This is a genomic window from Rickettsia sp. Tenjiku01, from assembly GCF_001653015.1.
Lineage (GTDB): Bacteria > Pseudomonadota > Alphaproteobacteria > Rickettsiales > Rickettsiaceae > Rickettsia > Rickettsia rickettsii.
Genome location: NZ_BCMR01000010.1, coordinates 1 through 12,164 on the forward strand (window position 1 = coordinate 1; position 12,164 = coordinate 12,164).

Genomic DNA, 12,164 nt, shown 5'->3' on the forward strand with positions numbered 1-12,164 from the left:
AGTGAATGTAGGAGCAGGAGTAACATTAAAAGCTGGAAGAAGCCTAATTGCGGATAATATAGATTTTGGAGCCGGGAGTACTTTAGAGTTTAACGGACCTCTTGGTGTTGGTGGTCACCCAAACCATTATTATTTTAAAGGAGCTATAGCAAACGGCAATAATGCTATATTAAATGTTAATACAAAGTCACTTACGACATATCATTCAACTATAGGAACAGTTGCAAAAATCAATATTGGAGCCGGTAGTCTTTTTAGAATTGATGTAGGTGCTGGTGATATTACTATATTCAATGCTCAAGAGATTCATTTTAGAGCTCCAGATTCTACTTTAATATTTTCTAACTTAACCGGAGTCGGAGTAAATAATGTATTATTAGCAGCTGATTTAGTAGCTCACGGTGATAATGAAGGTATTATAATCTTTAATGGTGGGGTTCATGGCCTGAATGTTGGGAGTAATGTAGCAGGTACCGCTAGAAATATCGGTAATAGAGGCGGTAATAAATTTGGCTCTTTATTTATTGAGCGTGCCATTACAATGACTGGCGATGTAAATTTAGAAGGTATACAGACCGTGTTTATTAACGATAATGCAAATTTTACTAGTAGTACAGCATGTAATGCTGGTACTATACAAATACACTATGCTACTTATACGATTGATGCAAATAATGGTAATTTAAATATACCGGCAGGAAATATTCAATTTGTAAGTGAGAATGCTCAATTAATATTACAAAATAGTTCAGGAAACGACCGTACGATCACACTAGGTGCGAATATAGACCCTGATGATGACGATGAGGGTATAGTAATATTAAATTCTGTAACTGCAGGAAAAAAATTAACGATAGCCGGAGGCAAGACGTTTGGTGGAGCTCATAAGTTACACTCTATAGTTTTCAAAGGAGCGGGAGATTTTGGCGCGGCAGGTACCACTTTTAATGCAACAAATATAATGCTTGATATGACAGGTCAATTAGAACTTGGAGCTACTACGGCAAATGTAGTTTTAGTTAATGATGCTGTTCAATTAACTCAAACCGGTAATATTGGCGGTTTCTTAGATTTTAATGCAAAAAACGGTACGGTAACATTAAATAACAATGTAAATGTTGTGGGAACAGTCCAAAATACCGGCGGTACTAATAACGGTACGTTAATAGTTTTAGGTGCAAGTAATCTTAATAGAGTAAACGGGATTGCTATGTTAAAAGTAGGTGCAGGAAATGTAACTATTGCCAAAGGCGGTAGCGTTAAAATCGGCGAAATCCAAGGTACAGGCACAAATACTTTAACATTACCTGCATACTTTAACTTAAAAGGCAGCATAAATAAAACCGGTGGTCAGGCTCTGAAGCTAAACTTCATGAATAGTGGTAGTGTTAGCGGTGTTGTAGGGACTGCGGCTAATTCGGTTGGTGATATCACAACGGCAGGTGCTACAAGTTTTGCAAGCAGTGTTAACGCAAAAGGTACGGCGACACTTGGCGGTACTACAACTTTTGCCAATACATTCACTAATACAGGTGCGGTTACTTTAGCCAAAGGTTCTATCACTAGTTTTGCTAAAAATGTAACGGCTACCAGCTTTGTAGCTAACAGTGCTACTATTAATTTCGGCAATAGCCTAGCCTTTAATAGTAATATAACAGGTAGTGGTACTACACTTACTTTAGGTGCAAATCAAGTGACATATACTGGCACCGGTAGCTTTACCGATACGCTAACCTTAAATACTACTTTTGACGGAGCAGCTAAGTCAGGTGGTAATATCTTAATTAAATCAGGTAGTACTCTTGATTTATCAGGGGTTTCAACTTTAGCACTTGTTGTTACTGCTACTAATTTCGACATGAATAATATAAGCCCAGATACAAAATATACGGTAATATCTGCAGAAACAGCAGGTGGTTTAAAGCCTACTCCTAAAGAGAATGTTAAAATAACTATTAATAATGACAACCGTTTTGTTGACTTTACTTTTGATGCATCAACTTTAACGTTATTTGCAGAGGATATAGCTGCAGATGTTATAGATGAAGATTTTACACCGGGTGGACCGCTTGCAAATATCCCAAATGCTGCAAATGTAAAGAAATCGCTTGAGTTAATGGAGGATGCTCCCAATGGTTCAGATGCACGTCAAGCTTTCAATAACTTTGGTCTAATGACACCGCTACAGGAAGCAGATGCTGCAACTCATCTCATGCAAGATTTTGTAAAACCTAGCGATACTATAGCTGCCGTTAATAATCAAGTTGTAGCGAGTAATATATCAAGTAATATAACTGCTCTAACTGCTAGAATGGATAAAGTACAAGTAGGGAATAAAGGTCCTGTTTCTTCCGGTGATGAAGATATGGATGCTAAGTTTGGTGCGTGGATAAGCCCGTTTGTCGGTAATGCAACGCAGAAGATGTGTAACAGTATAAGTGGTTATAAGTCTGATACAACTGGTGGCACTATAGGTTTTGACGGCTTCGTTAGCGATGATCTAGCACTCGGACTTGCATATACAAGAGCCGATACTGACATTAAGCTAAAAAATAATAAAACGGGCGATAAGAATAAGGTAGAGAGCAACATCTATTCTTTATACGGTGTATATAATGTACCTTATGACAATCTCTTCGTTGAAGCTATAGCATCTTACTCAGATAATAAGATAAGAAGCAAATCAAGACGTGTTATTGCAACGATACTAAAGACTGTCGGTTATCAAACTGCAAACGGTAAGTATAAATCCGAAAGCTATACAGGTCAGTTAATGGCTGGTTATACCTATATGATGCCTGAGAACATTAACTTAACACCGCTAGCTGGGCTTAGATATTCGACTATCAAAGATAAGGGCTATAAGGAAACCGGTACTACTTACCAAAATCTTACCGTTAAAGGCAAGAACTATAATACTTTCGACGGTTTACTCGGTGCTAAAGTATCAAGTAATATCAATGTCAATGAAATAGTGCTAACACCTGAGCTTTACGCAATGGTCGATTATGCATTCAAGAATAAAGTTTCGGCGATTGATGCAAGATTACAAGGTATGACTGCTCCTCTTCCAACCAACAGCTTTAAGCAAAGCAAAACAAGTTTTGATGTCGGTGTCGGTGTTACTGCTAAGCATAAAATGATGGAATACGGGATTAACTACGATACCAATATCGGAAGTAAGTATTTCGCTCAGCAAGGTAGTGTAAAAGTTCGTGTTAATTTTTAATTAACCGTTCTATAATCATAAAAAAGGCCTATATAGTTTGACTATATAGGCTTTTTTGCTTTATAATGTAGTTTTGAGAAGCGTCATTGCGAGGAGCGAAGCAACGTGGCAATCTCGTTAAATATCCTGAGATTGCTTCGTAATTTCCTTGCAATGAAGATAAAAACTTAAATAAAAAATTATGTTAGATAATATTAGAAAAACTGCCGATAGTTTTATAATGCGGGTTTTATTTGCAATGATAGCTTTTGCTTTTGTCGGCTTTGGTATTAAAGATGTATTAAATGGAAGAAGAAGCGGCGATATTGTTACTTTTTCTCATGTGAAAAATATCTCCCAGGAAGATTTTTTGAGAGCAAAATCTTTAGAAATTAATGCTATAAGTAAGCAAACGGGAACAAGTTTAACGGATGAAGAAATAGCACAGTTAAATATTGATAACCGAATCCTAAAAAGGCTTGTTTACGATAATGTCTTAGATTATTTAGTGAGTTATTATGACTTAGATCTAAGTGATGATACAGTTAAAATTTTAGTTAAAGAATCACCAGTTTTTAAAAATGAGCAAGGTGTTTTCAGTATAAAAATTTTTAAAACTTATTTTAGAAATTCTTATATGGATGAAGAAAAATATTTATTAAACTTCAAAGAAAAAGCTCTAAAAAATATTTTTGTTGGTACTTTTATAGAAAGTTTCCATGTTCCTAAAGCTATGACTGACAATATAGTAGATTATATGGCTGAAAAAAGAGAAGTAGAATTAATACAAATAGATTTACAAAATAAACCGAAAGATTTACAAATCCCTACTCCTACCGGTCAGCAATTAAAGGATTTTTACCAAGATAATAAAACCGCGTTTGAGGTACCTGAGAAACGCAGCTTTTCTTATATTAAAGCTAATATTAAGGATTTAAAAGTCTCAGTTACTCAAGATGAGTTGTTAGAATTTTATAATGAAAATAAAGATGAATTCGGTGATCAAAGTTTTGAAGCGGTACAAAAACAATTACATGATTTATTAAAGGCTCAAAAAATCGACATACTTAATATGGAGTTTGCTAAAAAGCTGGAAGATGAGATGGCAGCCGGTTCTAGCTTAGTTGAAATTGCCGAAAAATATAAGCTACCGATACAAAACGTTAACTATATCAGTTATGCAGAGCTTATTGAAGATAAAATAATTGCTGAAAGTGCCGATAGTATTTTTGAGCTTTCGGAAGGTGAATTATCTTATCCTATAGAAACAGAGGATAAAAGCTATCTTATATTGGTAGAATTAAAATCTATTCAGCCGGCAAAAATACCTGAATTTGATGCTATTAAAGAGCAGGTAAATAAAGCTTGGATAAAGCGGAATATTGCAGATGTAAACTTAAAAATTATCAAGGATTTAGCAAAGGAATATAATTCAGATCAAGAGAACATAAAAGAGCTTAAAGCTACCGGAATAAAAATAAGCAAAAAAAGCTATATTAGATCCGAAATGGAAAATGATCTAACACTAACTCCTGAAATATTATTATCAATTTTTAATACTAAAATAGGAAGTAATACGCCTGTATTTCAAGTAGATGATGAAGTATATTTTGCACATATTAAATCTAGTAGTATCGATGAATTAACAGCTAAAAATATTCATGTCAATTCAGAAAAAAATATAATATATAATATTAAAAATTCTGTAATTGACGAGCTAATTAACTACACAATTATTCAGCATGATATGCAGGTAAAAGCTAATTTTAGTAAGTAGCGAAATCCATCAGGTCATACCGTATCGTCATTGCGAGGAAATTACGAAGTAATTGACGAAGCAATCTCAGGATATTTAATGAGATTGCCACGCAGTCTATGGCTGTTCGCAATGACGAGATAAAATAAGTCGCACATTATAAACAAAAAAAACTATGAGCTTTAAAGATTTACCGGAGTTTTTAAAATTTTTAGAAAAAAATGGTGAGTTAAAGCGTATTGTTCTTGAGGTTAAAACTGACTTAGAAATTACTGAAATTAGTAGAAGAGTATTAGCACAAGGCGGACCTGCATTACTTTTTGAAAATGTTATAAAAGTCGACGGCATTAAGTCCGACATACCTGTTCTAACGAATCTTTATGCTAGTATAAATCGTATTTGTATGGGGCTTAAATTTAAGTCACCCAAAGAATTAAGAGAACTTGGCATTTTACTAGCATTCCTTAAACAGCCGCAACCACCCGCATCTTTTAAAGAAACATTGTCAATGTTACCGCTTGCTAAGCGTATATTTGCTATGTCTCCTAAAACCGTATCAAAAGCAGCTTGTCATGAAATCGTCATTGACAAACCGAATATTAATATATTACCGATCCAAAGATGTTGGCCGGATGATGTTTCGCCTTTAATTACTTGGGGTATAGTATTTACCAAAGGTCCAACAAAAGATAAAATCGATAATTACAACCTTGGCATATATAGAATGCAGGTTATTTCAGAAAATAAGCTATTGATGCGTTGGTTAAAGTTACGGGGGGGAGCAGAGCATCATAAACGTTGGAAAGAAGAAAAAAAAGAACCTTTTCCTACTGCTATCGTTATCGGGGCAAATCCAGCGATAACTTTGGCAGCAGTTATGCCGATACCTGAGAATATCTCGGAGTATAATTTTGCTGGTTTACTCGGTAATAAAAAAGTAGAGTTGGTACAATGCAAAACTATTGACCTCAAAGTACCTGCACATAGTGAAATAGTTCTGGAAGGCTATGTAAGTTTAGAGGAGTATTTGCCTGAAGGTCCTTTTGGGGATCACACCGGATATTATAATGATGTTGAGGAATTTCCTGTATTTACGGTTACCGCAATAACGATGAAGAAAAATCCAGTATATTTAAGCACCTATACAGGAGAACCGCCTGATGAGCCATCAATCTTAGGTGAAGCATTAAATGAAATTTTTATTCCTATATTACAGCAACAATTTCCGGAAATAGTCGATTTTTGGCTTCCACCTGAAGGTTGTTCATATAGAGTTGCGGTAGTATCGATTAAAAAATCCTATCCCGGTCATGCTAAAAGAATAATGCTTGGGATTTGGTCTTACTTACGACACTTTATGTATAGTAAGTTTATTATAGTTGTAGATGACGATATTGATGTTCGTAATTGGCAAGAAGTAATTTGGGCAATAGCAACAAGAAGCGACCCAAGGCGTGATACGAGCTTTATAGATAATTCCCCGATAGATTATTTGGATTTTGCATCTCCTGAGTCAGGCCTTGGTAGTAAAATGGGAATAGATGCAACCGATAAAATATACCCTGAGACAAATAGAAAATGGGGTAAAAAAATAGAAATGAGTCAGGAAGTTATCGACAAGGTTAATAGTATGTGGAATAGTTTAAAGATATAAGGTATACTCGTTTAATTTGAAAAATTGGCGTCGTTGTTTCATATTTTTTGATCCTCACGTAGTGCTAATGATTTAATTTGGACGTTTTTTGTCAATAATTACTTACTCGGTAAAAAACCGATGCCTTTTGATTTTATATTGGAATGCGGATTCTACTAATTTGCTGGCAAAAATGTATGAGGAATATTTACAAAATACATATTGCAATAACTTGCTAAAAGAGTCTAATAATTTAGAGGTACTCTGAACAAAAATAGATCTTGGAAAAGTTAATTGTAACTCTTTTTTCGTAGTCGCAAAAGAAGATCATATAGCTCCATGGCGTTCAATATATGATGGAGTAAAATTATTAAACGGACATAAGATTTTTTGTCTCACGGATTCAGGGCATGTAGCAGTTGTAGTTAACCCTCCCGCTAGTGCTAAATATAATTATCGGTTTAATGATGACTTAAGTTTAAGTAGTCATGAGTGGCTTATGAAACCTACGGAATATAAAGGCTCATGGTGGAATTATTGGCTTAATTGGCTTATAAAAAATAATGATAATAAGCTAGTAGATTCTTTAGATTATCAGAATCTAGAGGCTATTGAAGAAGCTCCAGGAAGTTACGTAAGGAAGTAGGTGTTGTTTGTGGGGATACTAAATCGTCATTGCGAGCAGCCATAGGCTGCATGGCAATCTCATGAGATTGCTTCGTCAATTATTTTGTAATTTGCCTCGCAATGATGGAAAAGCCGATCTATGCAACGCCTAAAAATATAAATAAGTCATGAAGAGAAAAAATAATAAATTTATAGAAATATCTATTGCCTTTATTTTGGGAATTGCTGTAGGTATTTATGGACAGAATCCGGATTATTTTACTAATCTAATAAGTCAAAAATCATTAGCTTTATCTGCTCTGCAAATAAAGCATTACAATATTTCAGAGCTTTCAAGAAGTAAAGTTAGTACATGTTTTACTCCGCCTGCCGGTTGTACTAAGTTTATAGCCAATCAGATAGATAAAGCTGAAGAATCTATTTATATGCAGGCATATGGTATGAGCGATGCGTTAATTACTACTGCACTTATTAATGCACAAGCGCGAGGAGTAAAGGTTAGAATATTGCTTGATCGTAGTAATTTAAAGCAAAAATTTTCTAAATTACATGAATTACAACGAGCAAAAATTGATGTAGATATAGATAAAGTACCGGGAATTGCTCATAATAAAGTTATAATTATTGATAAAAAGAAAGTAATAACCGGTTCGTTTAATTTCACGGCTGCTGCCGATAAACGTAATGCTGAAAATGTAATTATTATAGAAGATCAGGAGCTAGCAGAATCTTATTTACAAAATTGGTTAAACAGAAAGGCGAGCAACTGAGAGGAGATTCCCACTATGTCATTCCTGCGAAAGCAGGAATCTAGTAGCTAAAAGATATAAATAGATTTTAAACATTTTTGATGACATTCACTAGCTTGTTTGAAATCTTTAGAAGTTGCTGCTTCTTTAGTAGTATTCAAAATAGTATTAACATTATTTTGTATAATTTCGGAATTTTTCTTAAGCAAAGATTGCATGCTTTCTGTAGCAATTTGGTGAGTTATTAAAAGAATATTCATAGCTTTTTGCATTGTATTTGTGATAGATACTAGATCTACACTAGGGATATTTTTCATAGAACTCATATAAAATTCTGGATTCATATAGGATTTCATTAAATCTAAAAATTGTGTATTATTTCACATTATTCATTATCCTAAAAAATTTTTTGTGTTTTATAGGTTACGTATATGTAAACATAAACCCTCAATTCATGCTCACATTTATAAAATTATGAGTCAATAATTGTTAGCATTAAGAATAATATTAAAAATAGTTAAGTTTTTATAAATGTTAGATACATCAATTCAAGCATTAATAAATAAGTGGCAAAAATACCTCGTTTTGCAAAGAAATTACTCTAATCATACAGTAATTTCTTATAATAATGACCTTAAGCATTTTCTTGAGTTTATGAATTATTATAATTCAGAGCTTGTAACGATAAATCATATTAAAACCGCAGATATCAGATTAATCCGAAGTTGGCTTGCAAAACGTAACTGTGATAATTTTACCGCTTCTTCAATTTCACGTGGTTTATCTGCAGTAAAAAATTTTTATAGGTTCTTAGAGAAAACAACACTATTAAATAGTCATATAATTTTTTCTATAAAATCTCCTAAAAAGACTAAATTGTTACCAAAAGCTTTATCGGAAGATGATGTAGTAATATCACTTGAACATATTGAAGAATACGGGAATGTTAAGTGGGTAGAACTTAGAAATAAAGCCCTACTTGTCCTTATATATGCTTCAGGTCTACGTATATCGGAAGCATTATCAATTACGAAACTTCATCTACAAAATCTAGAATTTATAAGAATAATAGGTAAAGGTAGTAAAGAAAGAATAATTCCGTGGTTACCGATTGCTAAAAATTTAATTACCCAATATTTAGAAATATTGCCGTATAAGTTAGGTGATAATGAACCCATATTTAGAGGAAAGCAGGGTAAGAAATTACAACCACCGGTGTTTAATCGTGAATTAATTAAATTAAAGCATTTTTATGGTTTACCGCAGCATTTAACTGCTCATGCATTTAGACATAGTTTTGCTTCACATTTGCTTGAGCATGGTGCAGATTTACGCTCTCTTCAAGAACTATTAGGTCATAAAAGTTTATCTACTACACAAAACTATACTAAAACAACTATAAAGCATTTAGAAGCTGTATATACTACCGCATATCCAATTAAAAAATAAAATATATTAATATTCATAATCTTCTTGCATTAATTTTAAGTTATATATTATTTTAAAAACCTTATAAACATAATATATTAAAGTTAATATTGAGATATTAATATGCTAGAAACACCTAAATTACCTATGGGATATAAACCTTCTCAAGATGAAGAATATATGTGTCCTAATCACCTAGAATATTTTAGACAAAAACTTTTAAGATGGAAAGAGGATTTATTAAAGGAGTCTCAAGAGACTTTAAATCATTTAAAGGAAGCAAATTTAAAAGAATCCGATCTTAACGATTGTGCTACTCATGAAACAGAAAGAGCTTTTGAGCTTCGTAGTAGAAATAGATATTGTAAATTAATAAGTAAAATAGAAGAAGCATTATCACGTATTAAAAATGGGGAATATGGTTACTGTGAAGAAACAGGCGACCCAATAGGTATAAAAAGATTAGAAGCACGACCTATTGCTGCATTATGTATTGAAGCTCAAGAGCGTCATGAAAAGTATGAGAGAAGTCATTTGGATGAGCCTGGGAATTAAGTAGCTAGGTAATTTATGTGCGTGGATCGCAGGAATCTAAAAATATTTAATGCCACCCCATGGCTTGACCACGGGGTCTAGAAATTAGTATATTAATAATTTTAGTATTTTTAACTAGATGCCGCGATCAAGTCGCGGAATGACAATAATTCATTTTTGCAGGAATGACACTTGAATATCTAAAACCTAAAGAAGTTAGAGCATTTACTGTTTCAAATAAAGGTAATCCCATAACATTTGAATATGAGCCGGAAATAAATGAGATAAAAGCTTCTGCATAACCGGAAATTTTACATCCGCCGGCTTTATCTATTCCCTCATCCAAAGAACAATAAAAATTAATCTCTTCATCACTTAATTTTTTGAACTTAACAATAGTCTGAACTATTTTTTGTCTAACTGTAAGCTGATCATTCTCTTTTTTGATAATACATAAACCGGTATAGACACGATGACGACGCCCGGATAACATCTTAATACAATTCTTGACTTCTTCATAAGTAGTAGCTTTCGGCAATATTCTTCTACCTACTGCCGCTACGGTATCGGCAGCTATAATTATAGCTGATTCCTCTATTTTAGATGCAATTTTTATAGCTTTTTCGTAAGCAAGTCTTATGGCTAAGGGAGCGGGTAATTCACGCAAATTAGGTGTTTCGTCTATATCTGCCGGAATAATTTGTGAAGGGATAATTTTGATTCTGTTTAGTAACTCAATTCTTGCAGGAGAGCTTGATGCTAATATAATCGGTAGGTTTTTTCTGTTCTGCTTCATACTTATAAAGACTAGTGACGATGAATCACACGCCCCTTAGTTAAATCATAAGGAGTCATTTCTACCATAACTTTATCTCCTAGTAATATTCTGATACGATTTTTACGCATCCTACCGGAAGTATGAGCAATAATTACATGATCATTCTCAAGCTTTACTCTGAAAGTAGCATTAGGTAAAAGTTCAAGTACTGTACCTGTAAACTGAATGAGGTCGTCTTTTGACATTATAATTTATGTTTTTATGGTCGGGGCGGAGAGATTCGAACTCCCGACCCTCTGGTCCCAAACCAGATGCGCTACCAGGCTGCGCTACGCCCCGATAATTAATTATGTCTATACTATATACTCTATTATTCGTAGCAAATCAATTTGTTTATGTAAAAATTTATAGATTTTACCTAGCAAAAGTGGTTTTGTTAGGTTCTAAGCGTCATTGTATTAGTCCTGCGGCTTTGTTGTATGGCCCTTATGTGTTCATACCCGTGGAAGCGGGAATCCAGTCTTTTTTGCTGTTATACTGTGACTTGACCCCGATCTTGTATAACAGACTGTGTCCTGAGATCCGGCAATCAAGTTGCGGGATGACATTAAAGATTACTGGATTCCTGCTTTCGCAGGAATGACATAAGAGGTACAAAAATTAATAAAGTTTTGCGGTTTTCACTAAGAAGCTAAAATAGATAGGTTTTACCCTTGTATTTCTTAAGTTTTATATACGATTTACCGAATTTCTATAAAAAGTACATAAAGTTTAATTTATTTTAAACAAGAAAAAGTAATCATAAGTTGCTTTTTTATATAGAAAATACCTTATTTATAAGTATTTTTTATAGATATTTTTAGTATTAATTAATGTTTTTCAATTAAAAGTAATATGTTATTTATATAACAAAATCATAAGTTAGAACAATTAAGCCCAAATTTAGGAGATATTATGTCAAGTCAACGATAAAAAATTTAATAAAAAAAGGCATGTTTACATCAATTGCGGCATTGATGCTTGCTAGCACTAGTGCCCTTGGTACTGCTAACCGAATCGTAACAGTAGGGGGTGGCTCAGTAGATGATGGTAGTGCTTTTGGCGGAGGAGCATATGTACCAGGTTCATTTGTAACCCTTGGCGAAGTAAATAATTTTACTGCAGATGTGCCAGCAATTCCTGCTATATATTTAGATACCTTTAATAATGCAACAATGACTGTGCCAAATAACATATCTTGGACCGGTTAGACCTGTTGATCTGACTAAAGAAAATGTCGGGCGTGTTGTAGATGTCCCTAACGCTATAAACATCACTTTAACAGGTACGCCAGTTACAAATGCACAAGCACTTGCAGTGGTTCCTCCTTTTGCTCCAGGACCAGGAGAAGCACCAGGGAATACTTACTATTTTAACGATTTAGCTAGTACTTTGATTTTTCAGGCTACATC

11 protein-coding genes and 1 tRNA gene are annotated in these 12,164 nt (G+C 33.8%); 8 read left to right on the forward strand and 4 right to left on the reverse strand.

Going from position 1 to position 12,164, the window contains the following annotated elements; all coding sequences use genetic code 11:
• The 5 genes from TENJIKU01_RS03600 to pld all read left to right on the forward strand — a co-directional run.
• Positions 1-3,229: autotransporter outer membrane beta-barrel domain-containing protein (locus TENJIKU01_RS03600; RefSeq protein ID WP_153019867.1), on the forward strand; the 3,229-nt coding region annotated here is incomplete at its 5' end.
• 181 nt (positions 3,230-3,410) lie between these two features.
• Positions 3,411-4,985 (forward strand): SurA N-terminal domain-containing protein, encoded by a 1,575-nt coding sequence (locus TENJIKU01_RS03605; RefSeq protein WP_064429241.1) that lies wholly within the window; start codon positions 3,411-3,413, stop codon positions 4,983-4,985.
• A gap of 154 nt (positions 4,986-5,139) precedes the next feature.
• Positions 5,140-6,618, forward strand: coding sequence for a UbiD family decarboxylase (locus TENJIKU01_RS03610; protein WP_064429242.1), 1,479 nt, complete (start codon positions 5,140-5,142; stop codon positions 6,616-6,618).
• A 478-nt stretch (positions 6,619-7,096) separates the two neighbouring features.
• Positions 7,097-7,243, forward strand: a complete 147-nt coding sequence (locus tag TENJIKU01_RS09640; RefSeq protein ID WP_227779936.1) for a hypothetical protein — start codon at positions 7,097-7,099, stop codon at positions 7,241-7,243.
• Between the two features lie 148 nt (positions 7,244-7,391).
• The gene (gene pld / locus TENJIKU01_RS03615; RefSeq protein WP_064429243.1) at positions 7,392-7,994 is read left to right on the forward strand and encodes a phospholipase D; all 603 of its coding nucleotides are present in this window, start codon (positions 7,392-7,394) and stop codon (positions 7,992-7,994) included.
• A 47-nt stretch (positions 7,995-8,041) separates the two neighbouring features.
• Here pld and TENJIKU01_RS03620 read toward each other — a convergent pair whose 3' ends face one another.
• Entirely contained in the window at positions 8,042-8,329 is a 288-nt protein-coding gene (locus TENJIKU01_RS03620) for a phasin family protein (RefSeq protein WP_064429244.1), read from the reverse strand.
• A 175-nt stretch (positions 8,330-8,504) separates the two neighbouring features.
• Between TENJIKU01_RS03620 and TENJIKU01_RS03625 the strand changes: the two genes are divergently transcribed.
• Positions 8,505-9,422 carry a tyrosine recombinase XerC gene (locus TENJIKU01_RS03625; protein WP_064429245.1) on the forward strand — a complete coding sequence of 306 codons (918 nt, stop codon included), beginning with the start codon at positions 8,505-8,507 and terminating at the stop codon, positions 9,420-9,422.
• A gap of 102 nt (positions 9,423-9,524) precedes the next feature.
• The gene (gene dksA, locus TENJIKU01_RS03630; RefSeq protein WP_064429246.1) at positions 9,525-9,956 is read left to right on the forward strand and encodes an RNA polymerase-binding protein DksA; all 432 of its coding nucleotides are present in this window, start codon (positions 9,525-9,527) and stop codon (positions 9,954-9,956) included.
• A 127-nt stretch (positions 9,957-10,083) separates the two neighbouring features.
• Here the strand turns inward: dksA and TENJIKU01_RS03635 are convergent, their stop codons facing one another.
• The 3 genes from TENJIKU01_RS03635 to TENJIKU01_RS03645 form a co-directional block, all read right to left on the reverse strand.
• Positions 10,084-10,731, reverse strand: a complete 648-nt coding sequence (locus TENJIKU01_RS03635; RefSeq protein ID WP_064429247.1) for a Maf family protein — start codon at positions 10,729-10,731, stop codon at positions 10,084-10,086.
• A gap of 11 nt (positions 10,732-10,742) precedes the next feature.
• The gene (gene infA / locus TENJIKU01_RS03640; protein ID WP_010977828.1) at positions 10,743-10,958 is read right to left on the reverse strand and encodes a translation initiation factor IF-1; all 216 of its coding nucleotides are present in this window, start codon (positions 10,956-10,958) and stop codon (positions 10,743-10,745) included.
• Positions 10,959-10,975: 17 nt separating this feature from the next.
• A tRNA-Pro gene (locus TENJIKU01_RS03645) sits at positions 10,976-11,052 on the reverse strand.
• Positions 11,053-11,729: 677 nt separating this feature from the next.
• Between TENJIKU01_RS03645 and TENJIKU01_RS03650 the strand changes: the two genes are divergently transcribed.
• A complete protein-coding gene (locus tag TENJIKU01_RS03650) occupies positions 11,730-11,963 on the forward strand; it encodes a hypothetical protein (RefSeq protein ID WP_064429318.1) in 234 nt (77 codons plus the stop codon).
• The last annotated feature ends 201 nt before the right edge of the window (positions 11,964-12,164 follow it).

What these genes read in the sequence shown, in the direction of transcription:
- TENJIKU01_RS03605 (WP_064429241.1), top strand. Translation starts at nt 3,411, where the DNA reads ATGTTAGATAATATTAGAAAAACTGCCGATAGTTTTATAATGCGGGTT.
- TENJIKU01_RS03610 (WP_064429242.1), top strand. Translation starts at nt 5,140, where the DNA reads ATGAGCTTTAAAGATTTACCGGAGTTTTTAAAATTTTTAGAAAAAAAT.
- TENJIKU01_RS09640 (WP_227779936.1), top strand. Translation starts at nt 7,097, where the DNA reads ATGAAACCTACGGAATATAAAGGCTCATGGTGGAATTATTGGCTTAAT.
- pld (WP_064429243.1), top strand. Translation starts at nt 7,392, where the DNA reads ATGAAGAGAAAAAATAATAAATTTATAGAAATATCTATTGCCTTTATT.
- TENJIKU01_RS03620 (WP_064429244.1), bottom strand. Translation starts at nt 8,329, where the DNA reads ATGAAATCCTATATGAATCCAGAATTTTATATGAGTTCTATGAAAAAT.
- TENJIKU01_RS03625 (WP_064429245.1), top strand. Translation starts at nt 8,505, where the DNA reads ATGTTAGATACATCAATTCAAGCATTAATAAATAAGTGGCAAAAATAC.
- dksA (WP_064429246.1), top strand. Translation starts at nt 9,525, where the DNA reads ATGCTAGAAACACCTAAATTACCTATGGGATATAAACCTTCTCAAGAT.
- TENJIKU01_RS03635 (WP_064429247.1), bottom strand. Translation starts at nt 10,731, where the DNA reads ATGAAGCAGAACAGAAAAAACCTACCGATTATATTAGCATCAAGCTCT.
- infA (WP_010977828.1), bottom strand. Translation starts at nt 10,958, where the DNA reads ATGTCAAAAGACGACCTCATTCAGTTTACAGGTACAGTACTTGAACTT.
- TENJIKU01_RS03650 (WP_064429318.1), top strand. Translation starts at nt 11,730, where the DNA reads ATGCTTGCTAGCACTAGTGCCCTTGGTACTGCTAACCGAATCGTAACA.